Annotated in this window: 20 protein-coding genes; 13 read left to right on the forward strand and 7 right to left on the reverse strand. The window is 34.5% G+C overall.

Going from position 1 to position 19,624, the window contains the following annotated elements:
• Positions 1-21 precede the first annotated feature (21 nt).
• The gene (locus ACH0B5_RS01875; RefSeq protein ID WP_122970953.1) at positions 22-849 is read right to left on the reverse strand and encodes a squalene/phytoene synthase family protein; all 828 of its coding nucleotides are present in this window, start codon (positions 847-849) and stop codon (positions 22-24) included.
• Between the two features lie 351 nt (positions 850-1,200).
• On the opposite strand from ACH0B5_RS01875, the gene ACH0B5_RS01880 reads away from it, so the two are divergent.
• Together ACH0B5_RS01880 and coaW are read left to right on the forward strand one after the other, a co-directional pair.
• On the forward strand, positions 1,201-2,259 hold the full coding sequence (locus tag ACH0B5_RS01880; RefSeq protein ID WP_406927323.1) for a 3'-5' exonuclease: 1,059 nt from the start codon (positions 1,201-1,203) through the stop codon (positions 2,257-2,259).
• A gap of 131 nt (positions 2,260-2,390) precedes the next feature.
• Positions 2,391-3,236, forward strand: coding sequence for a type II pantothenate kinase (gene coaW / locus ACH0B5_RS01885; RefSeq protein WP_122970955.1), 846 nt, complete (start codon positions 2,391-2,393; stop codon positions 3,234-3,236).
• Positions 3,237-3,379: 143 nt separating this feature from the next.
• On the opposite strand, the gene ACH0B5_RS01890 is transcribed toward coaW, so the two are convergent.
• The gene (locus tag ACH0B5_RS01890) at positions 3,380-3,769 is read right to left on the reverse strand and encodes a ribonuclease HI family protein (RefSeq protein ID WP_122970956.1); all 390 of its coding nucleotides are present in this window, start codon (positions 3,767-3,769) and stop codon (positions 3,380-3,382) included.
• Positions 3,770-3,924: 155 nt separating this feature from the next.
• On the opposite strand from ACH0B5_RS01890, the gene ACH0B5_RS01895 reads away from it, so the two are divergent.
• Positions 3,925-4,119: a zinc-finger domain-containing protein gene (locus ACH0B5_RS01895; RefSeq protein ID WP_122970957.1), complete on the forward strand. Its 195-nt coding sequence runs from the start codon at positions 3,925-3,927 to the stop codon at positions 4,117-4,119.
• A 170-nt stretch (positions 4,120-4,289) separates the two neighbouring features.
• On the opposite strand, the gene ACH0B5_RS01900 is transcribed toward ACH0B5_RS01895, so the two are convergent.
• The gene (locus ACH0B5_RS01900; RefSeq protein ID WP_122970958.1) at positions 4,290-5,276 is read right to left on the reverse strand and encodes an SEC-C metal-binding domain-containing protein; all 987 of its coding nucleotides are present in this window, start codon (positions 5,274-5,276) and stop codon (positions 4,290-4,292) included.
• A gap of 336 nt (positions 5,277-5,612) precedes the next feature.
• Here ACH0B5_RS01900 and ACH0B5_RS01905 point away from each other — a divergent pair, with 336 nt between their 5' ends.
• The 4 genes from ACH0B5_RS01905 (at position 5,613) to ACH0B5_RS01920 (ending at position 8,873) form a co-directional block, all read left to right on the forward strand.
• A complete protein-coding gene (locus ACH0B5_RS01905) occupies positions 5,613-6,287 on the forward strand; it encodes a phosphopantothenoylcysteine decarboxylase domain-containing protein (protein ID WP_406927324.1) in 675 nt (224 codons plus the stop codon).
• 94 nt (positions 6,288-6,381) lie between these two features.
• Positions 6,382-6,906, forward strand: coding sequence for a YbaK/EbsC family protein (locus ACH0B5_RS01910; RefSeq protein WP_406927325.1), 525 nt, complete (start codon positions 6,382-6,384; stop codon positions 6,904-6,906).
• A gap of 18 nt (positions 6,907-6,924) precedes the next feature.
• A complete protein-coding gene (locus ACH0B5_RS01915) occupies positions 6,925-7,689 on the forward strand; it encodes a VOC family protein (RefSeq protein ID WP_406927326.1) in 765 nt (254 codons plus the stop codon).
• A 50-nt stretch (positions 7,690-7,739) separates the two neighbouring features.
• Positions 7,740-8,873: a PstS family phosphate ABC transporter substrate-binding protein gene (locus ACH0B5_RS01920; protein ID WP_406927327.1), complete on the forward strand. Its 1,134-nt coding sequence runs from the start codon at positions 7,740-7,742 to the stop codon at positions 8,871-8,873.
• A 69-nt stretch (positions 8,874-8,942) separates the two neighbouring features.
• Here ACH0B5_RS01920 and ACH0B5_RS01925 read toward each other — a convergent pair whose 3' ends face one another.
• Entirely contained in the window at positions 8,943-10,253 is a 1,311-nt protein-coding gene (locus ACH0B5_RS01925) for a helix-turn-helix domain-containing protein (RefSeq protein ID WP_341362016.1), read from the reverse strand.
• 105 nt (positions 10,254-10,358) lie between these two features.
• On the opposite strand from ACH0B5_RS01925, the gene ACH0B5_RS01930 reads away from it, so the two are divergent.
• From ACH0B5_RS01930 to ACH0B5_RS01940, 3 genes are read left to right on the forward strand one after another with little or no spacing between them, the layout of a single operon-like run.
• Positions 10,359-11,891, forward strand: coding sequence for an AbgT family transporter (locus ACH0B5_RS01930; protein WP_122970963.1), 1,533 nt, complete (start codon positions 10,359-10,361; stop codon positions 11,889-11,891).
• Between the two features lie 12 nt (positions 11,892-11,903).
• Entirely contained in the window at positions 11,904-13,214 is a 1,311-nt protein-coding gene (locus ACH0B5_RS01935; RefSeq protein WP_406927328.1) for an amidohydrolase, read from the forward strand.
• Positions 13,207-14,646 (forward strand): M20 family metallopeptidase, encoded by a 1,440-nt coding sequence (locus tag ACH0B5_RS01940; RefSeq protein ID WP_122970965.1) that lies wholly within the window; start codon positions 13,207-13,209, stop codon positions 14,644-14,646. Before ACH0B5_RS01935 ends, ACH0B5_RS01940 begins: the two co-directional genes overlap by 8 nt.
• 101 nt (positions 14,647-14,747) lie before the next feature.
• Here ACH0B5_RS01940 and ACH0B5_RS01945 read toward each other — a convergent pair whose 3' ends face one another.
• Positions 14,748-14,948 (reverse strand): cold-shock protein, encoded by a 201-nt coding sequence (locus ACH0B5_RS01945; RefSeq protein ID WP_122970966.1) that lies wholly within the window; start codon positions 14,946-14,948, stop codon positions 14,748-14,750.
• A gap of 270 nt (positions 14,949-15,218) precedes the next feature.
• Here ACH0B5_RS01945 and ACH0B5_RS01950 point away from each other — a divergent pair, with 270 nt between their 5' ends.
• Complete coding sequence (locus ACH0B5_RS01950; protein ID WP_406927329.1) at positions 15,219-15,707, forward strand: HXXEE domain-containing protein; 489 nt, start codon at positions 15,219-15,221, stop codon at positions 15,705-15,707.
• A 63-nt stretch (positions 15,708-15,770) separates the two neighbouring features.
• Here ACH0B5_RS01950 and ACH0B5_RS01955 read toward each other — a convergent pair whose 3' ends face one another.
• Both ACH0B5_RS01955 and ACH0B5_RS01960 read right to left on the reverse strand, forming a co-directional pair.
• The gene (locus tag ACH0B5_RS01955; protein ID WP_406927330.1) at positions 15,771-16,790 is read right to left on the reverse strand and encodes a FecCD family ABC transporter permease; all 1,020 of its coding nucleotides are present in this window, start codon (positions 16,788-16,790) and stop codon (positions 15,771-15,773) included.
• On the reverse strand, positions 16,790-17,794 hold the full coding sequence (locus tag ACH0B5_RS01960) for a FecCD family ABC transporter permease (protein ID WP_122970969.1): 1,005 nt from the start codon (positions 17,792-17,794) through the stop codon (positions 16,790-16,792). Before ACH0B5_RS01960 ends, ACH0B5_RS01955 begins: the two co-directional genes overlap by 1 nt.
• A 108-nt stretch (positions 17,795-17,902) precedes the next feature.
• Here ACH0B5_RS01960 and ACH0B5_RS01965 point away from each other — a divergent pair, with 108 nt between their 5' ends.
• Together ACH0B5_RS01965 and ACH0B5_RS01970 are read left to right on the forward strand one after the other, a co-directional pair.
• Positions 17,903-18,895, forward strand: coding sequence for an ABC transporter substrate-binding protein (locus ACH0B5_RS01965; RefSeq protein ID WP_174232644.1), 993 nt, complete (start codon positions 17,903-17,905; stop codon positions 18,893-18,895).
• A gap of 139 nt (positions 18,896-19,034) precedes the next feature.
• Positions 19,035-19,487, forward strand: coding sequence for a GNAT family N-acetyltransferase (locus ACH0B5_RS01970; RefSeq protein ID WP_122970970.1), 453 nt, complete (start codon positions 19,035-19,037; stop codon positions 19,485-19,487).
• The last annotated feature ends 137 nt before the right edge of the window (positions 19,488-19,624 follow it).

Genomic DNA, 19,624 nt, shown 5'->3' on the forward strand with positions numbered 1-19,624 from the left:
TTTACGTCTAGGGCATTTTAATTAGTCAGCTTGAACTTCTTTTACAGTTCGTTCTACTTCTTCTCTTGTCATTTTTTCTTGGCCATTTTTCATTGCCTTTAACGTTTTATGGGCTAATGCAAGGGGCAGTCGGCAGAACAAAAGAATAGATCGTTTATGAATATCTTTCATATATAAATCGGCTTTTTCTAAATTTTCTTCAGCATATGCAAATAAATCATTACGTGTCCAACCTTCTGGAACGAAGCTTACACCCCGCTCTTCCATATCTTCCTGTTGGTTACGTAAAATGTTTACTAATTGTAGACCGCGACCGTATCCAATAGCTAATTCCCGATCCGTTTTTATCCCTGCATTCCATTCCCAAAGTTCTGAAAGCATGACGCCTACTAGTCCAGCTACATAATATGTATATTCATCTAAGTCTTCTTTCGTACGAACTTGGAAATTAGATTTAGACCATTTCCCCATGCCATCTGCCATTTCACTCGTTGCATCTTTTACGATTTGTTCAGCTCCTGCGGGAATTAAACGAATCCAATCGGCAAGTCGTAAAGTAACCTCGGGCATAAAATCTTTTACAGGACGAAGAATTTCTAAATATTTTTCCTCATTAAAAGTTTTCTCTTTTAACAAGACACTAACATCTGCCAACATGGCGTATTTTAATTCGTTTGATACTTCTGCATGTTCATTATCTTCAATTTCATCGATTGCACGCATCATTAAATAAGCAGTAGCAACAGCCGTTTTCAACTCTTTTTGTAAAAATGTAATTGGAATATAAAAAGTCCGACTCGTTTCCTTTAATACTCGCATTGCATCTTTTAGGAGTTCTTTGTCATTCATTCACATGTTCCTCCGTTCATCACATACATCTATATTATGTTACATTAAATTTCTTCAATTGAGAAATAGAAACTCTAATTTTTTACATGAAATTAATTTCTGTATGATAACGTTTCTCCAATTAAAAGTTATTATATTCTACTTTTATAGGTGTTATAATGTCTTTGTGACATTGTTATGTCAGTATTATAAAATTTCGTTACAATAAATAATAGAAATTACAAGAGAGAAGCAATATTAATATTGAAATAGATAATGGGATTTTAAATATATCAATATAGTATAACATCGTTATTTATCTTTCCATATGTGCTCAATTGTGTTTCTCTAACAGTTAAAGGTGGAATGATGGTGCGTAAAAATACTTACATTTTTGTCGATGTAGAGGCTACATTAATCCGTGGCAAACAACACATTATTGAAATCGGTGCAATTAAATGGTTGCCAGATGGAACGATTGAACGTTTTTCGCAGCTAATTCAACCGTATAAATTTAAAAAGTTAAACTCCCATATTCAAAAACTAACAGGCATTACGACGGGACAAATATTAAATGCTCCCTCATTTAAAAAGGTCATGCCTAAATTCATCCAGTGGTGTGAAGGAAATTCGGTTATCGTAACCTTCGGTGAATTTGATCGAAAAGTTTTAGAGGAGGAGCTAATACGAAATCATATGGATGTTCGTTTTTTATATCCAATTGTTGATTTTCAACAAAAATATATGATTGAATTTCAACTGAAAGAGCAACCAAGTCTAAAAAAATTATTAGAGACATATGACATTACTTCAGATATAAACCATCGTGCTTTAGCTGATGCGATTAGTTTATTTCAAGTTTTTAAAGAGGTAAATGGTGAAGAACTAATTGAAAAACATAAAACCGATGAGTTTGGTTTAATATTAAGTGAATTTCGACAACAGGAAGAAATGTATGAACTTTATCTTTCATATATCTCAGGTCGAGTATGGCCAACTTTTATAGATGTGCAATCTGTTAAAACAATTCATAAACAACTATTTTTTGATATAAAAGAAGAACAAAGGGAATTGGAAGACGGGGAAATCGAAACGATTCATCGTACAATTATCCAACCAAATGCTGAGGTCGAAACTTTTTTAAAAATGGTTATGGAAGATATACAGGATAAAGTATTAATTACTCGCAGTGGTTTAAAACAACTAGGGAAAATTAATCGGCTACATCATGTTGTATTTCCAAAAACAGAAGTTATGACGTTACAACATTTACTTCAAAAAGAAGAGGCTGTAAATGAATTTACGATTAGTCAGTTAACTGTTACAACTTATGAAATGAAACTTCAACAGTTGATAGGGAAATATGAAAAAGAAATTATAGCAGAATTTGAGAAAAGAAATTTATTTGTAAAAGAAAAAGTGGATATATAAACTAGTGCCTAGAGGTTTTTTCTTAAAAATCCAATTTTGTAAAATCATTGAATTGAAATAAGATAAAATCATTGCACAATAGTAATAAGACAGTTAAAGTTTAAAAAGGGAGAAAATAAAGGAGAACTTTTATGCAAAATGTAATTGGTATTGATGCAGGGGGAACTTTAACAAAATTAGCTTATATTAATGAGCAAAATGAAATGGATTTTGAAATATTTCCGTCCAATGATTTTTCAAAAGTAAAAAATTGGCTTGAAAATCATCCTCATATAGAAGAAATTGGGTTAACGGGTGGCCGTACAAAACAATTATTGAACGTGTTAAAAACAATGAAATCCATTCAATATTTAGTTGAGTTTGAAGCTACTTTCAAAGGTGTTAAATATTTATTAAATAAAAATGGGTATGACATTGAAAATGCCATTATTTCAAACATTGGTACAGGTACTTCTATCCACTATATGGAAGGTTATAGCCATATTCGAGTCGGAGGTACGGGCATTGGTGGAGGTACATTAACGGGCCTTTCAACGATTATGACCGGTGTTTCGGATTTCAATGAAATTACTTCAAATGCAGCTTTAGGTAGTCGGGAAAATATTGATTTGTTTGTAAAAGATATTTTCCAAGGAATGGAGCCCCCTATTGAAGGACATTTAACAGCAAGTAATTTTGGGAATGTTAGTATTTTAAAAGATACGAAATATGAAACAAATGACTTATTAGCGACTATTCAAGGGTTAGTCGGAGAAGTGATTACGACGTTGAGCATTCAATTTGCTGAAGAGAAAAAAGCAAATGAAATTATTTATATCGGGTCAACTTTAACGAATAATGATCATTTAAAAGAAGTTATTTCCAACTATACAATATTGAAAAAACATAAACCTGTTTTTTTAGATGATTGTGGTTTTACAGGTGCTATTGGTGCTTTATTAAACAAAGTAGAACAGTCCCATATTACACAACCTTAATTGAAAAGGCTTTTAAGCAACTTTTACTTGCTTGAAAGCCTTTTAACCTGTTCATTTTAGCTTGATTTGCATAGCATATACAAAAAACAGTTTTTCATGAATCGTTTATTGAAGGTGGAAAATTGAACATAATAAGATGACAATTATTTTGCCTTTAAAATGGCTTCGCGGGCTAAAGCATCTGCTGCTTTATTTTCGTTATCTGGAATCCATTTGATAAAAAATAAGTCAAATTGTTCTGATAGCTGAAGGGATTTTTCTAAAAATGGTTTATATTGCTCATTTTTCACATATTGTTTTTCAATAGAAGATACAACAATTTTTGAATCGGACCGAACGGAAATAAAGGAAGAACCTAATTTCAATGCTTCTTCTAACCCACGTTGTAAGGCAGTAAATTCAGCAATGTGATTATTTGTTTCACCGATGTATTCACTTATTTTAATGTGATGACCTTCACCTTTTATAAAGATGCCAATGCCACTTGGTCCCGGATTTCCAGCACTAGCACCGTCGATATAAACTTCTAACAAACTATCCCTACTTTTTCATCATTATTTTGAACATATTATAACTTACTTTTAGGGAATTTTAAAAAATTATTAGTAATGATGAAAGTAGCCTTCACTTTGACAAATGAAAAATGATAGTAGTAAAATAGGAAAACGTTGTGTAAAGGGGGAGTATTGTGAATAAAAATACTGTAATAAAAGATATTGATGAATTAACCGATACTTATTGCAACGATTGTCCAATTAAACGGGATTTACGCAATAAGAGGGGAAAATCAGGTGCACATCGTTTTTGTATTGAACAATGTTCTGTTGGGGAACAATTACAATTTTTAGGGAATGAATTAATGAAAATTTATGAGAAGAAGTAAAGTTGGGGAACAATAATGAAACTTTCTTTTCATTTATATACATGTAAATAAATTTTTCAATTAGAGGTCGTCTCCGAAAATTGGGGACGATTTTTTGTTGATGGTTGGGATCGAGATACAAAAAAGTCCTATAGGTTTCTATCCATCCTATAGGACCAATTCGTCTCGAATTAAATGAGCACTGTATTATATTCAAGAAGTTCTTGATAATATTTATTTAATGAAGAGGAAGATACGCCGAAGTATTCAGCAATTTCTTTTATCGTAAATGTTGTGCCATGGAAAAGATCCTTTTCTTGTCCGAAGCGAATAGCACCCGCTGCAATTGCCGCAGCTTTTCTAGCTTTTGGTTTTTTAACAACTAAATAATCCTCCAATTGTTCTAATAATTGGTTCGCTTCAATTTGACGTTCCTCTAAAAATTGTTTCGCTTGTTCCACGACTTCGATTTCGAAAGAAGTATATTCTTCGCCGCTATACCCTGAAGCAACGAGATTCGTCCAAAATTGTAGATGGTTATTTTGTAAAAATTGCTCAACTGTTCCGTTCGATTGATCATATGTTTTTGCAAAGCTTTCAAAGGCTTGTTTATAATTTGTTGGGAAGAAAATCAATGTCGACACCGCTAAGTAATGGTTCTCTTTTTTTGAACCATCTGGTAGTAAAAAGGCGAAAACTTGCATTCCTTCCGGTATAACGCGGTTTGATTCACGACGAATAAAAATAGGTTCATTTGTAATCGATCCTACCGCTTTAAAATATCGTTCCTCTACAGCTTCTACTTCTCCGATAAACATTTTCGGCTGTTGCCATTGATTCAATAACTCCACAATCGCTGGACGAATCGTTTTCTTCATCGTACGTTTAATATAATTTGTCCAAATATCTAATCGTTTATGGAAGAAGAAGTCGTCAAGGGCGACCGCTTCGATTAACTCACGCTGTAGGTGGGTTTCTAATTGGGGCGACCATTCTTTTACAATATCTAAGTAATCTTTTACATCTTTTCTTTCGGGATATATGTTATAAAAAGTTTGAAGAACTTGTTCTATTTCTTCTAAAAACACTTGTTCGGTAGTAACTTGTTCTTTACCTTCACAACACTTTTTGTATTTTTTTCCACTTCCACATGGACATGGGTCGTTACGTCCTACCATACGAACACTTCCTTTTCTTAAAATCTAGTTGAATAGTTACATGGTTTAGTAATTTTATATTTATTACTATGCATTCATAATAATATCGAAAATTACTATCCGATGAAAAATGAAAGTTTATTTTAAACTATTTGAAATATCGGACTTATTATTATTTATATGTTTTATATGGAAAAAATAGAATTAAAATCTATTAAATTGAATCAAATAATAGATTTTCTTTGTGTTTATTAATATAAAACCGAAATATATCTTATAGGCAACGATTCATATATAATGGCAATATAGTAAATGATAAAATCAATATAATAACTACAATAAAATTAGGTGATACGGTTGAAAACATTACAAGGTAAGAAAGTGTTAATTACAAGTGGTGGTACATTAGAAAAATGGGATCGGGTGCGTGGACATACAAATTTATCCAAAGGAACGATGGGTTGTTTTCTTGCAGAAGAAGCTTTAGCGGCAGGGGCAGAAGTTATTTATATGCACGGCTATTTTGCTAATCTCCCCCAACATGTATCGGAAATGAGAACAGTTTTATTTGAAGGGATAGAAGATTTAGCTGAAAAAATAAAATCAATTGTTCAAGGGGAAGTCATTGATTTCGTTATTATGGCTGCTGCTGGTTCCGATTGGGTAATCGATAAAGTATATGACCAATCCGGCAATTTGTTAGAAGAAAAGGGGAAAATGCCCTCAGATGAACCACCAATTATTCATTTTAAAAAAGCACCAAAAGTATTAGGTCAAATTAAAGGTTGGTCGCCGAACACAACATTAATTGGTTTTAAATTAGAGGCAACGGATGATGTTGATTATTTAATCGAGCGAGCTAAGTTAAGAATGGAATCTTCCAATGCAGAATATATGGTTGCCAACAGTTCTAACTCTCTTTATGGAGTAGAAGAACCCCACTTTATCATCTCAAAAGAGGGGGAAGTATTAAAAGTTGAGGGAAAAGAAAAAACAGCTAAAAAGCTAATTGAATTATTAGCGGACAATTAACTTTTATAGACTAGTATTTCTAGTCTATTTTATCATTTGATTTCAGAAATTTCTGTGTATATTCTAAAATAAAATCTTTGAAAGGACGGATACAATGTCATTACAAAGCGTAAAAGAACATTTAGAGAAATTTCATCGTGCACAAGATATTTTAGTATTTGATAAAATTAGTGCGACGGTGGAACAGGCTGCCGAAGCATTAAATGTTCATCCTGCCAGAATCGCCAAAACATTATCTTTTAAAGATAAAGAGGGAAATGGCTTATTAATTGTTACTGCAGGCGATGCGAAGATTGATAATCAAAAATTTCGGAATCAATTTAATATGAAGGCTAAAATGTTGAATGCCGATGAAGTAGAGGAGCAAACGGGACATCCGGTTGGCGGTGTATGTCCTTTTGGATTGGCTAAGGATTTGAAAGTGTATTTAGATCAATCTTTACAACGATTTTCTACGGTTTTCCCAGCATGTGGTCATGATCATTCCGCAATCGAGTTAACTTGCCATGAATTAGAAGAATATTCGAGCACTATTGCTTGGGTAGATGTAAGTAAAGGGTGGGATCAAGATGTAAGTGAGGCCGGTACTGAGGAAAAGACGTCAATTTCATTTTATTGATATGGAAAGGAGTTCGTTATGTACTTATTAGATCATATTGTACATTTTGTAGAAAAACCTGAATATCTTATCGATCAAACGAAGGAAATCGGGCTTTATACAGTTAATGGCGGTAAACATGAAATGTGGGGAACTTATAACACGTTATGTTACTTTGGGTTAACGTACATAGAATTCATCGGGATCTTTAATAACGAGTTATTTGAGAGGGCGGCGGAAGAACCTTACACCTTACATGAAACTTATAAAAAGAGTAATAGGAGCAATGGCTTCACACGTATGGCGCTACGAACAAATTCCATTGAAGAAGACGCTCTTCGGTTAAGACAAGTAGGGTTAGTCGTTTGTGGACCGGAAACCTTCTCAAGGACACGTCCTGATGGTTCGGTTTTAACTTGGAAACTATTACATATAGGTGAAGAAAACACGATAGTAGAATGGCCGTTTTTAATCCAATGGGAAGAAACGGATGAGGCTCGTTTGGATGATTTAGTTAAAAGGGGTACTATCGGAAACCACCCTTTAGGCGATCTTCGCATATCAGAAGTAGTCTATCAGGTGGAAGATTTACAAATCCCACAAAAATGGGCGGACGTTTTCGGATTTGCTATCGAAAAAAATGATTCATGCATTACATTACGAACGTCTAATTGTAACTTTACTTTTTATGAAAACCTCCAGGAAGAAGGGGAACGCAACAATATTGATCAAGTTGTCATTTCAGGTGCTATAGAAGAAAAGATGGTTCAATTAGAGTGCGGGTTGTACAAATTTACGAAGTGAGTATGAGGGCTTCACTTATAGCAGGTGTTTATTAAAAGGGGTTATGTGTCATGATTAACGCTATTTTTTTGTTTATTTGCATGGTTTTTGTTACGTTTATCGTAGTAATTTTTACTTTATTATCAGGTGAAATATATTATATAGGATTGATTGTTGTTGTTGCTTGTATACTTTACTTACTGTTTGTTTTTTTTATGTCTCATTTTTTCAAGACGAAAAAAAGGAAAAGGGTATTTATATCGATTTCAATAATCGCTATTATCATTGCATCTATTCAACCAATCTACCGTGCATATGATAGTTCAAAAATCATTGGAAATATGGAAGTTGATATCTATCAATATATACCGTTCTCTGAAAACGGAAGAATAGCAACGTTAGAGGAGGAATCATCTTTCAAAGTAACAGATGACTTACCGAAAATTGATGGAGCTACTGCTCTTTATCCTTTGTATTCTGCCTTCGTACAAGCTACATTTCCTAAAAAAGACTATGACCCTTATTTCAGTGAAGTGATGGTCAATCAAACCCCTAATGCTTACGAGAAATTATTTAATGGAGAAGTAGACATGATTTTTGTCGCTGCTCCATCTGATTCCCAGAAAAAAGTAGCGAAGAATAAGGGACTTGAACTTGAAATGACGCCAATTGGTCGCGAAGCGTTTGTGTTTTTTGTGAATCAAAAGAATCAAATCAACGGATTGACTATAGATCAAATAAAAGATATTTATTCGGGTAAAGTGAAAAATTGGGAAGATGTTGGAGGAAAGAATGATTCGATACGAGCATTTCAACGTCCTGAAGATAGTGGTTCCCAATCGGCGTTGCAACGTTTAATGGGTGATAAGGCCATTATGGAGGCACCAACAGAAAATGTTGCTTCTGGCATGGGAGACATTATTGAAGAGGTTGCTAACTATAGAAATTATGATAATGCAATTGGCTATACTTTCCGTTTTTATGTGAAGGAAATGGTTAAGAATGACCAAATTAAATTGTTAGAAATTGATGGCATAGCACCGACAAAAGAAACGATTCAAAATGGAACTTATCCCCTTTCAACAGAATTTTATATTGTAACAGCTGGTACTGATAATCCAAATGTAGAACCATTTATTGAATGGATTTTATCCTCACAGGGACAAGAAATTTTAGAAAAAACTGGGTTTGTGCCTGTACGTTAAAGTGAAGCGTAGAGTTGAATTAAAATAAAATTGGTGAGAAGAGCATGGGTATCCATGCTCTTTTACTAATTAAAAATTCAATTGATAAATTTTGCTTGGCCGTCCTTTTGCTTTTGTAACTTTATTTGTTATGGAAGTCGCATAGTTCGTTTCTTCTAGTCGTTTTAACAATCGATTGGCAGTGCGAATGGAAACAGATAAATGGATACTCAAATCTTCAGCTGTTATCGCCTCGCGTTTCAGCTTGTAAACTAAACTATAAATTTTTTGTAAATGGAGAAGGGATATATTCGTATCTTCCGCAATTTTTACTAATTTTTCGTTATCAAAATCGTTCATCGTAGCAGTAGCATTGCCATCCAGTGGTCCGATTAGTTGATTTTCTTTCGTTAAAATATAAGCCTCTGTAAGTGAACCAGTACAATAGGTTGCTGCCTTCTCTGCTTGTATTCTTGCCTCTTGTAATGTTTTACCGATTCCCCAACCAATTTTTACTTTGAAGGACAATTGATTTCTTAAAAACTCAACAAGGGAACACATTTCTTGATGATTTGTTATCAATAAAAAGTCTTTGTAGTTCGTTATTAATTCGTAGTGGATAGCACTTCTATATGTAATTAATGAAATTCCTAATTTTCGATTAAAGTCTAAAATTGCTTTGTAAAGAGCAATTTGCCTGTATTCAATTTCAGTAGGATCATTTTGAGACATGGAAAATTCTAAAAATCCTGCAACGACTTGACTGTTCATTAAATCAGCTACTTCTATTTCTTTTAACAATTCTAAAATGGTCGACTTCATACTTTCTAAAGTAGGTGTGACAAGAATAAGATTTATATTTTGATCATCAAAAAAGGAATGTAAATTCGTTAACCGAGTCAAAGAGAAACGAATTTTTTGTTCCTCCCAAAGTTTTGAATGGGCTTCATAGACGACATCGTACGCATTCGGATGTCCAAAAACTTCCACCGTATCCCCAAGTAAGTAGGGGAAATCTTCTGGCGATATAATTTCCTTTAATCTTAAATAATTATTCTCTTTATATAAAAAATCAATGATGCAATGTTTAAAAGAGAAATCCGGATATTTATATTGGATTTCTGCGATTTTAAAATAAAAATCTCGTTCAGAAATGTCAAAATAGGCACATGGTACTTTAGAAAAATGGTCAGGAAGGTTTCTTTGGATATGTAAGTAAGGAATTTGACCACTGAAAATAACTCCATCAAAGGTTTTCACTTTTTCTAAAAATGCCATTTCTAAATCAACTAAATTTTCATAAAAGAAGATTTGCAGATTAATATTATCAATTTGAATCGTTTCACAATTTTTTAACCATCTGTATGAATATTTAGTCGAAAAGACGCATACGTTATACATTTAATATCCTCCGTTGTCACTATTGTGGTAATTTTCAAAATATTTTAACCTAATTTAAAGACATTGTAAAAAATAGTCCAAAAATAAAAAGGGGGAAGTAAAAATATGAACAATCATCAGGAAATAGAAACTGCCAAAAATGGTGCTTTCAACAAATTTTTAAACACTGTTGAAAAAATCGGTAATAAATTACCCCATCCATTTATGCTTTTCTTCTATCTTACACTTATTCTCGTTGCAATTTCATTTATTTTAGGCGTTATGAATGCCTCTGTTATTCATCCTAATACGGGTGAAACGGTAGCGGTTAACAATTTGCTCTCAAAAGAAGGCGTTCGCTATATTTTAGGTAATACGCTAACAAACTTTACCGGTTTTGCACCATTAGGTTTAGTGTTAACAATGATGCTTGGTATTGGTTTATCTGAACGAGTAGGACTATTTTCTGCATTAATGACAAAGGCAATTATCAAAACCCCTAAACGAATCGTAACCTTTATGGTCGTATTCATCGGTATTTTAGGAAATATTGCTTCTGATGCAGCCTTTGTAGTCATTCCTCCTTTAGCTGCTTTAGTCTTTTTATCACTAGGAAGACATCCGTTAGCAGGTTTAGCAGCTGGACTAGCTGGAGCCGGAATCGGTTTTACGGCAAATATTTTAGTTGCCGGCACAGATGCTTTACTTTCGGGTATTACTACAGAAATCGCTAAGTCAATTGATAGTGAGATGGTCGTTTCACCATTAGATAACTGGTTCTTTATGAGCGCATCTACATTTTTATTAGCTTTTTTAGGTGCGATCGTTACGGATAAAATAGTGGAACCCCGTTTAGGTACATATAATGGAGAAAAGAAAGCCGATTTACATGAATTGACACCATTAGAAAACAAAGCTCTTCGTAATACAGGAATCGCTGCTTTATTATTTATCGGGTTCATATTAGTTTTAATGTTTATTCCGAATTCACCGTTATTAAACGATGACGGTACACTATTACGCTCACCATTTTTATCAGGTATAGTACCAATTCTTTTTGCATTTTTCTTAGTAACAGGTATTACATACGGTATGTCAGTTAAAAAAATTGAGAAAATAGCTGATGTTCCGAATTTAATGGCAGAGGCGATTCGCGATCTTTCAAGCTATATCGTTTTAATTTTTATGATTGGCCAATTTATCGGATATTTTAACTGGACGAATATCGCTACGTGGATGGCAGTCCATTTAGCTAACATTCTAACGGCTATTAATTTAACAAATGTCTTTGCAATCGTGTTATTCACATTGCTTGTAGCTGTATTAAGTTTATTTATTATTAGTGGATCTGCCCTATGGTCCCTTGTGGCTCCAATTTTCGTACCGACTTTTATGTTATTAGGTTATCATCCTGCCTTCGTTCAATTAGCATATCGTATTGGGGAATCATCTACAAATATGGTAACACCATTAAATCAATATTTTGCGATAATACTAGGTTTCATGCTTATTTATAACAAAAGAGCAGGAATAGGTACATTGATGTCATTGATGATTCCATACACAATTATCTTTTTAATTGCATGGATTCTTTTAATGTTAGTGTTTGTAATGTTTAATATTCCAATTGGTCCGGGTGTTCACTACTTATTAAAATAGGAGATGACGTTCATGAATTTTCTTACGTTAGAAAAGGATTATTTACAAGTTTTAAAAGAATGGAGAAGGGATTTTCACAAATTTCCTGAACCAGGTTGGTTAGAGTTCCGCACTTCTGCAATAATCGCCGAAAAACTCAAATCTTGGGGATATGATGTATATGTAGGGAAAGAGATTGTTAACGGTATTTCATTAGGTGTACCAAATCAATCATTAGAACAGGCATTTTATCAAAAAGCGGTACAAAGTAATGTTTCATCAAAATGGTTAGAAAAAATGGAGGCTGGTAAAACCGGTGTGATAGCTACCTTCGACACAGGTATTGAAGGACCGACGATTGCTTATCGTGTCGATATAGATGCGCTTCCTATTCTTGAATCAGCAGATGAAGATCACATGCCTGAAAAATTAAATTTCCGTTCTGAAAATGAAGGGTTTATGCATGCTTGTGGTCATGATAGTCATGCAACAATTGGATTAGGGTTGGCACAACAATTAATGGAAAGAAAAGTAATGCTTCGTGGAAAGTTCATTATTATTTTCCAACCTGCAGAGGAAGGTGTAAGGGGAGGAAGTGCTATCGTTTCTTCTCCATTGTTAGAAAATATTGATTATTTATTTGCCCTCCATATTGGAACGGGTGTACCAAAAGGGACATTTGTTGCAGGAGTAGATGGTTTTTTAGCGACATCGAAATTTGATGTAACGATTAAAGGTGTTGCCGCCCATTCGGGAATTAATGCTGAAAGAGGAAAAAATGCTTTGTTAGCCAGTGCTCAAGCAACACTCGCATTACATAGTTTGCCTCCCCATAGTGAAGGGGTAGCACGTGTGAACGTCGGAACGTTACAAGCTGGAAGTGGACGTAATATTATCCCGTCTTTAGCAAAAATGGAATTGGAAATTCGCGGAGAAACAACAGCGATTCATGACTTTTATGAAAAACGTGTTCAAGAGATTTTCAATGGGATACGAGCAATGTATGATGTTGACATTCAAGTAGAAAAAGTAGGATATGCGTTAAATATTCCTTCAGATCAAAAATTGGCCAAAACGTTAAAGGAAACGGCTAAATTCCAATCGGCGATTCATGAGATTGTCGAGTATAAAGAATTTAATTCCGGTTCTGAAGATGCAACGTTTTTAATGAAGCATGTACAAGAACAAGGTGGATTAGCATGTTACTCCATTATTGGGACAACGTTAGCTGCAGATCATCATCACGAAAAATTTGATATTGAAGAAGATGATATGCTTGCAGCCCTTGAAATTTGGTTAAACGTGCCATTCAAAATTTATGAGGAGATGAAAGAGAATGGCTAACATAGTAGAAGAGGTTGAAAATCTATATGACCAATATGAAAAGGAATTGATTCATCTTTCTGATCGTATTTGGGAACATCCTGAAACCCGTTTTAAAGAAACAGAATCTGTTAAAGTATTCACCACCTATTTACGTCAAATCGGATTCGAAATTGAAATGGGTGTAGGTGGCATCGACACGGCCTTTGTTGCAAAATATGGTACAGAAGGTCCGGTTATTGGAATATTAGGTGAATATGATGCCCTCCCTGGGTTAAGTCAAAAAGCAGGCAGTCCGATAAGAGAACCGCTAGTTGAAGGTGGAAATGGTCACGGTTGCGGTCATAATCTACTTGGCACAGCTGGCATAGGAGCGGTTGTCGTATTAAAGGAGTTAATTGACAAAGGAGAAGTCGAAGGTCAAATTCACTACTTCGGATGCCCTGCCGAAGAAGGTGGCTCAGGTAAAACCTTTATGGTCCGTGAAGGGGTATTTGATTATGTCGATGTGGCATTAACTTGGCATCCGAACTCTTTTACAAGTGTATTTAATTTTTCTTCCCTTGCAAACTATCAAGTATATTTTGAGTTTGAAGGGATCGCTTCCCATGCAGCAAATTCTCCCCATTTAGGAAGAAGTGCATTAGATGCGGTTGAATTAATGAATGTTGGGGTGAACTATTTACGGGAACATATTTCGAAGGATGCAAAAGTCCATTATGCGATTACGAACTCTGGTGGGATGTCCCCAAATGTCGTTCAAGCGGAAGCTGAAGTTTTATATTTAATCCGTGCTAATACAATTCAAGAAGTAGATGAGATTTATAAACGAATTGTGAAAATTGCAGAGGGCGCTGCATTAATGACTGAAACGAAAGTAAAAGTAAAATTTGATAAAGCATGTTCGAATTATATCCCTAATGATACGATCAACCAAATTATTTATAAAAAATTACAGTTAGTAGGGTTACCTACGTATAATGAGGCTGAATTGGAGTATGCGAGGAAAATGGCTGAAACGATTAGTCCAGCTGAATTTTCTAGTGCCTTGGATGAAATTAAAACGATGTCTGAAGATAACCCAGTGGTAAAGGAAAAGGGGAGCGAATCCGTATTTTATCCTGTAGTGGTTCCTTACCAAAAGTCAAAGGCGTCAATGGCAGGTTCTACCGATGTAGCAGATGTAAGTTGGGTCGTACCAACTGCCCAATTTTTTGCAACTTGTTTTGTACTAGGGACACCGCTTCATAGTTGGCAGCTTGTCTCTCAAGGTAAAACGGGTCTTGCCCATAAAGGGATGATTTATGCAAGTAAAGTAATGGCACTAACTGGTTTAGAGCTTTTACAAAACCCTGAATTAATTGAGCAAGCGAAAAAAGAGCTACAAGAACAAGTAAAAGATACATATATTAACCCGATACCAAAAGAAATTGTACCAAATATGTACGGTTAATAAATGGGAAAAGAGCTGGTTTAGTTAAGAATACTAAACCAGCTCTTTTAATGAAAAATTATAAAAAACCAGTCAACATATTTTGACTGGTACCCATCTCTCTATAATTTAACAACATTTGAAGCTTGGGGGCCTCGGTTACCTTCTACGATATCGAATGATACCGCTTGCCCTTCTTCCAATGTACGAAATCCTTCTTCTTTAATGCCAGTGAAGTGAACGAAAACGTCTTCACCATCGTTACACTCAATAAAACCGTAACCTTTTTCGTTATTGAACCATTTCACTTTTCCTTGGTGCATAGAGGCGTTCTCCTCCTATTCCATAGTAATGGCATCTTTATTATGAAGCTTGTTACGAATTAAAATATACATTATTATAAAAATAGTGTCAACATTTTGACATTTTCGTAAATAAATGAAATGGAAAAATGAGGAATAGAACTGTACAATTCGTAAAAATATATTGTATAAATTCTTTCAACTTTCTTTTAGGATATTCAATAATCTCTATTTTTAAGCAGTTTTCAGGATAGAAAATACTTAAGTTGTAAGTAGATAGAAAGGAGGGGTATGTTGGAAGATTTTATCATTTTATTTTTATTTGCCATTACATTACATAATTTAGAAGAAGCATTATGGTTACCAACTTGGTCCCAGCATAGTTCTAAATTTCATAGACCAGTTGGGAAAAATGAATTTCATTTTGCAGTAATTGTCATAACTTCATTAGCATATTTGTCTTCTTTCCTTTATCTGTGTTACCCAAATTTGACTTTCATTAAATATATTTTAATTGGTTTCCTCGGTTCTATGGTAGTGAATGCTATTTTTCCTCATTTGCTTGCGACAATTTTATTAAAACGATATGCACCTGGTGTTGTAACTGGAGTATTATTGAACATACCCATCAATAGTTTGATTATCCTTCGATTTATTCAAGGAAACGAAATAACGATTACCGGTTTAATTTTATCAACAATCATTGTTGGTATCGTATTGCTAAGTCTCATTCCTGTTCTATTTAAAGTGGGAAAATCGATTACTCAACAAATCTATTGATATAATCATTTATGAAAATGAAAGCCGCTTACTCCAAAAAAGGTATAAGCGGCTTTTACCTTCTTATTGTTTAAATAACAGCAAATAAATAAAATAAGGGGCACCAATAACTGAAATAACAATACCTACTGGCAATTCAACAGGGGCTAATAGTACCCGTCCGATTGTATCTGCTACTAAAACTAATAATGCTCCTAGACATAAACTAATCGGAATAATTCGACGATGGCTTGCTCCAACAAGTTTTCGTGCCATATGGGGAGCGATTAGTCCAACGAACGTTATACCACCACCAACCGCTACACAAGCGCCTGCTAACGCTACGGAAACAAATAGCAGTAGTCGTCGTTCCTTTTCTACGGATATACCGACCGCAATGGAAGGCACTTCACCTAATGTTAACAAATCTAAAGTACGAGATTTATAAATTACAAATGGTATAAGAATCATTAACCATGGAATGATGGCCCATACATAGGTCCAAGTAGACCCCCAAATCGTTCCTGATATCCAAATGAGCGCTTTTGTAAAATCGGCTGGTTCCATTTTCAATTGAAAGATGGTTAATCCGGCACTAAAAGCTGCATTAACACCTATGCCGACAAGGATCATTCGCGTTGGTTTTATTGTCCCTTTTTTCCACGCTAGCAAATAAATAATGAGCGCAGCGCTAAAAGCACCAAAGAGTGCAATTAAGGGCATTAAAAACACCGAAACCCAAGATTGATAAAATACGTTTCCTTGAATGAAAAACATATAGAACACAACCATAAATCCTGCACCGGAATTAATGCCAAGAATTCCTGGGTCAGCTAAAGGATTTCTTGAAATGCTTTGTAATATAGCACCAGAAACCGAAATACCAGCTCCGACTAATATGGCCATTATAATACGAGGTAATCGAAAATTAACTATTGTTAACTCATCAGAATCGGTTCCTTGTCCAATGAAGGTTTTTAGTACATTTTGAAAAGGAACTTCTATGTATCCGGCGTTGATACTAATAAATATCATGACAAGAATAAGTACGAGTAAGCTGCTGATATAAAGGGTGAAAGGGATTTTTTTCTTTAATATTTGCATTATAAACCTCTCCCATCTTTCCGGGCTAAATATAAGAAAAATGGAACTCCTATTAGTGCAGTGACAGCTCCTGCAGGCGTTTCAAAGGGATCATTAATAACCCTACCTACAATATCAGCTACAAGTAAAAGTGCGCCTCCAAAGATTGCGGACATAGGGATAATCCATCGATAATCAACACCGACAATGATTCGAACGATATGGGGAACAATTAATCCGACAAATCCAATCATTCCTGCAATTGATACGGCTGTTCCTGTTAAAATGAGTACGGCAATCGTACTGAGTATTCGAACAAAGTTCGTTTTTAACCCAAGTCCTTTTGCTACTTCATCCCCTAAACTTGCAACTGAAATAGAACGAGAAAGAAGGATTGCAAGAATAATCCCTCCGGAAATGAGCGGAACAGCAATTTGAACATGAATCGGTTGAATACTACTAAGTCCACCAGCATACCAATAACTCATATCTTTTGATATATCAAATTTCAAACCTATAGCGGTAGATAAGGCACTTAATAGGGATGTAATGGCTGACCCAGCTAATGCTAATTTAACAGGGGTTATGCCCCCTTTTGCAATAGAAGTAAATAGAAATACAAGACCAACACCTAAACCTGCACCTACTAAAGCACCGATAACAATGGCCGAATAAGAAGGGTCACGGAAAATGGCAAAAACGATCGCAACAAAAAATGTTGCTCCGGCAGTAACGCCCATAATAGAAGGGGAAGCTAAAGCGTTACGAGTAACTCCTTGCATAATCGCACCTGAAACTGCAAGGGCAGCCCCTACAAAAATGGCAGCAATTGCCCTTGGAATTCTTAGTTGATGAATCAATATATGATTTGAATCGGAAGCATCATACTGAAATATAGATTTCCAAATTGTAGAATAGGTGATGTCATTAGCACCGAAACGAATGGAAAGAATGACTGCTAATAGAATGATGATAAGTCCGATTAAAAAACTTCCAATTTTAATAAATAGATTTCTTTCAGCCATTTCAAAAAAACTCCTACATAATCATATTGACAATCGTTCTTGATTACTGTAATTTTAATGAGAATGATTATCAATGTCGAATTATATCACATTTTTAGGAGGATGAAAATGTCAATTCACTTATTTAATAAGAAAAAAGTAGGGTTAATTTGTGCTAGCTTATTAGCATTATCATTAGCAGCATGTGGAAATGACTCTTCAAGTTCAGAAGACAATACAACGACAAAAAAAACGGAGCAGACTGAAACAACCGGATCCGAAACAAGAACCGTTACAGACGCGTTAGGAAACGAGGTTTCCATTCCGAATGAACCAAAACGTGTCATTGCTTCTTATTTAGAAGATTATTTAGTCGCTTTAGGTATAACGCCAGTAGCCCAATGGAGTGTAGGAGATGGAGCAAGCATCCAAAATTATTTACAAGATAAGTTAAAGGATATTCCTACGATTCCTCACGATTTACCTTTTGAATCAGTACAAAGCTTCGAACCAGATTTAATTTTAATGGATTCTGCTTCTATGGTAGAAGGAGATAAATACGCCCAATATAATAAAATTGCCCCTACATATGTAGTTGGTAAAGAAAATGATAATAACTGGCGCGATGAATTGAAAGTCGTTGGTGAAGTTTTTGGTAAAGAGAAAGAAGCTCAAGCAGTTTTAGAAGAATATGATCAAAAAGTAGCAACTGCTAAAGCTGAAATAGAAAAAGCAGTAGGGAAACCTTCAGTAGCGGCTATTTGGTTAGTAGGGGGAAGCTACTATATCGTTTCTGACAAATTATCTAGTGGTGCAGTAATGTATGAAGATCTAGGCTTAGAAGTGCCTCCTGTAGTAGAAGAAATTTCTGCTAGCGGAACAGCAAGTTGGAATGCCGTTTCTTTAGAGAAATTAGTAGAATTAGATGCGGATTACCTATTCTTAATCAATAGTGATAATACTGAAAATCCAAACGCGGTAAGTGATGCTTTATGGAATACAATCCCGGCGGTTAAAGAAGGTAATGTTTTCTCCTTCTCAGCAGAAACAGCTTGGTTATATACAGGACCAATTGCGAATTCACAAATTGTAGATGATATTGTAACATCACTAACGAAATAGTAGGGATAGTTTGAAAAAATGACTTCCATTGGGAGTCATTTTTTCATTCAAACTGCTATTAAAGAAAATACTATTTTGTATAATAAGATAATAGGTTATTTAATAAAAATTTTTTATTCATAATAATAAAGGTGATGACATGAAGATTAGGCAATTGAATGAAAGAGAACAGGCACCTATGGAATTGTTGCTTTTAGCCGATCCTTCTGAAGAGCTAGTTCATGATTATGTAAAACGGGGATATTGTTTCGTAGCGGACAGTGGGGAAAAGATTATAGGTGTTTATGTATTACTCCCAACAAGACCTAAAACGGTAGAATTAGTTAATGTTGCCGTTTCTGAAGAACAACAAGGTAAAGGAATAGGAAAACAATTAGTATTAAATGCCATACAGGTGGCCAAATCAATGGGTTATCAAACAATTGAACTTGGTACAGGAAATTCAAGTATTAATCAATTAGCCCTTTATCAAAAATGTGGTTTTCGAATCGTTAATATAGAGATAGATTTTTTTGTTAAACATTATGAAGAAGAAATCTATGAAAATGGAATTCAATGTAAAGATATGATTCGATTATCAAAGGATTTATAATTCCTAAAATAGTAAAAGTGAAGAAAACAAATGATTTCCATGATTTTCTTCACTTTATAGAACTACATAGGTTTGGGTATAGTTGATTTTATAGAAAACATCGTCCATTGATAAGTCTCGCCACGTAACTACTCCAA

It is taken from the genome of Ureibacillus sp. 179-F W5.1 NHS (genome assembly GCF_045369345.1).
Lineage (GTDB): Bacteria > Bacillota > Bacilli > Bacillales_A > Planococcaceae > Ureibacillus > Ureibacillus halotolerans.

What these genes read in the sequence shown, in the direction of transcription:
- ACH0B5_RS01875 (WP_122970953.1), bottom strand. Translation starts at nt 849, where the DNA reads ATGAATGACAAAGAACTCCTAAAAGATGCAATGCGAGTATTAAAGGAA.
- coaW (WP_122970955.1), top strand. Translation starts at nt 2,391, where the DNA reads ATGCAAAATGTAATTGGTATTGATGCAGGGGGAACTTTAACAAAATTA.
- ACH0B5_RS01900 (WP_122970958.1), bottom strand. Translation starts at nt 5,276, where the DNA reads ATGGTAGGACGTAACGACCCATGTCCATGTGGAAGTGGAAAAAAATAC.
- ACH0B5_RS01910 (WP_406927325.1), top strand. Translation starts at nt 6,382, where the DNA reads ATGTCATTACAAAGCGTAAAAGAACATTTAGAGAAATTTCATCGTGCA.
- ACH0B5_RS01915 (WP_406927326.1), top strand. Translation starts at nt 6,925, where the DNA reads ATGTACTTATTAGATCATATTGTACATTTTGTAGAAAAACCTGAATAT.
- ACH0B5_RS01920 (WP_406927327.1), top strand. Translation starts at nt 7,740, where the DNA reads ATGATTAACGCTATTTTTTTGTTTATTTGCATGGTTTTTGTTACGTTT.
- ACH0B5_RS01925 (WP_341362016.1), bottom strand. Translation starts at nt 10,253, where the DNA reads ATGTATAACGTATGCGTCTTTTCGACTAAATATTCATACAGATGGTTA.
- ACH0B5_RS01930 (WP_122970963.1), top strand. Translation starts at nt 10,359, where the DNA reads ATGAACAATCATCAGGAAATAGAAACTGCCAAAAATGGTGCTTTCAAC.
- ACH0B5_RS01935 (WP_406927328.1), top strand. Translation starts at nt 11,904, where the DNA reads ATGAATTTTCTTACGTTAGAAAAGGATTATTTACAAGTTTTAAAAGAA.
- ACH0B5_RS01940 (WP_122970965.1), top strand. Translation starts at nt 13,207, where the DNA reads ATGGCTAACATAGTAGAAGAGGTTGAAAATCTATATGACCAATATGAA.
- ACH0B5_RS01945 (WP_122970966.1), bottom strand. Translation starts at nt 14,948, where the DNA reads ATGCACCAAGGAAAAGTGAAATGGTTCAATAACGAAAAAGGTTACGGT.
- ACH0B5_RS01950 (WP_406927329.1), top strand. Translation starts at nt 15,219, where the DNA reads ATGTTGGAAGATTTTATCATTTTATTTTTATTTGCCATTACATTACAT.
- ACH0B5_RS01955 (WP_406927330.1), bottom strand. Translation starts at nt 16,790, where the DNA reads ATGCAAATATTAAAGAAAAAAATCCCTTTCACCCTTTATATCAGCAGC.
- ACH0B5_RS01960 (WP_122970969.1), bottom strand. Translation starts at nt 17,794, where the DNA reads ATGGCTGAAAGAAATCTATTTATTAAAATTGGAAGTTTTTTAATCGGA.
- ACH0B5_RS01965 (WP_174232644.1), top strand. Translation starts at nt 17,903, where the DNA reads ATGTCAATTCACTTATTTAATAAGAAAAAAGTAGGGTTAATTTGTGCT.
- ACH0B5_RS01970 (WP_122970970.1), top strand. Translation starts at nt 19,035, where the DNA reads ATGAAGATTAGGCAATTGAATGAAAGAGAACAGGCACCTATGGAATTG.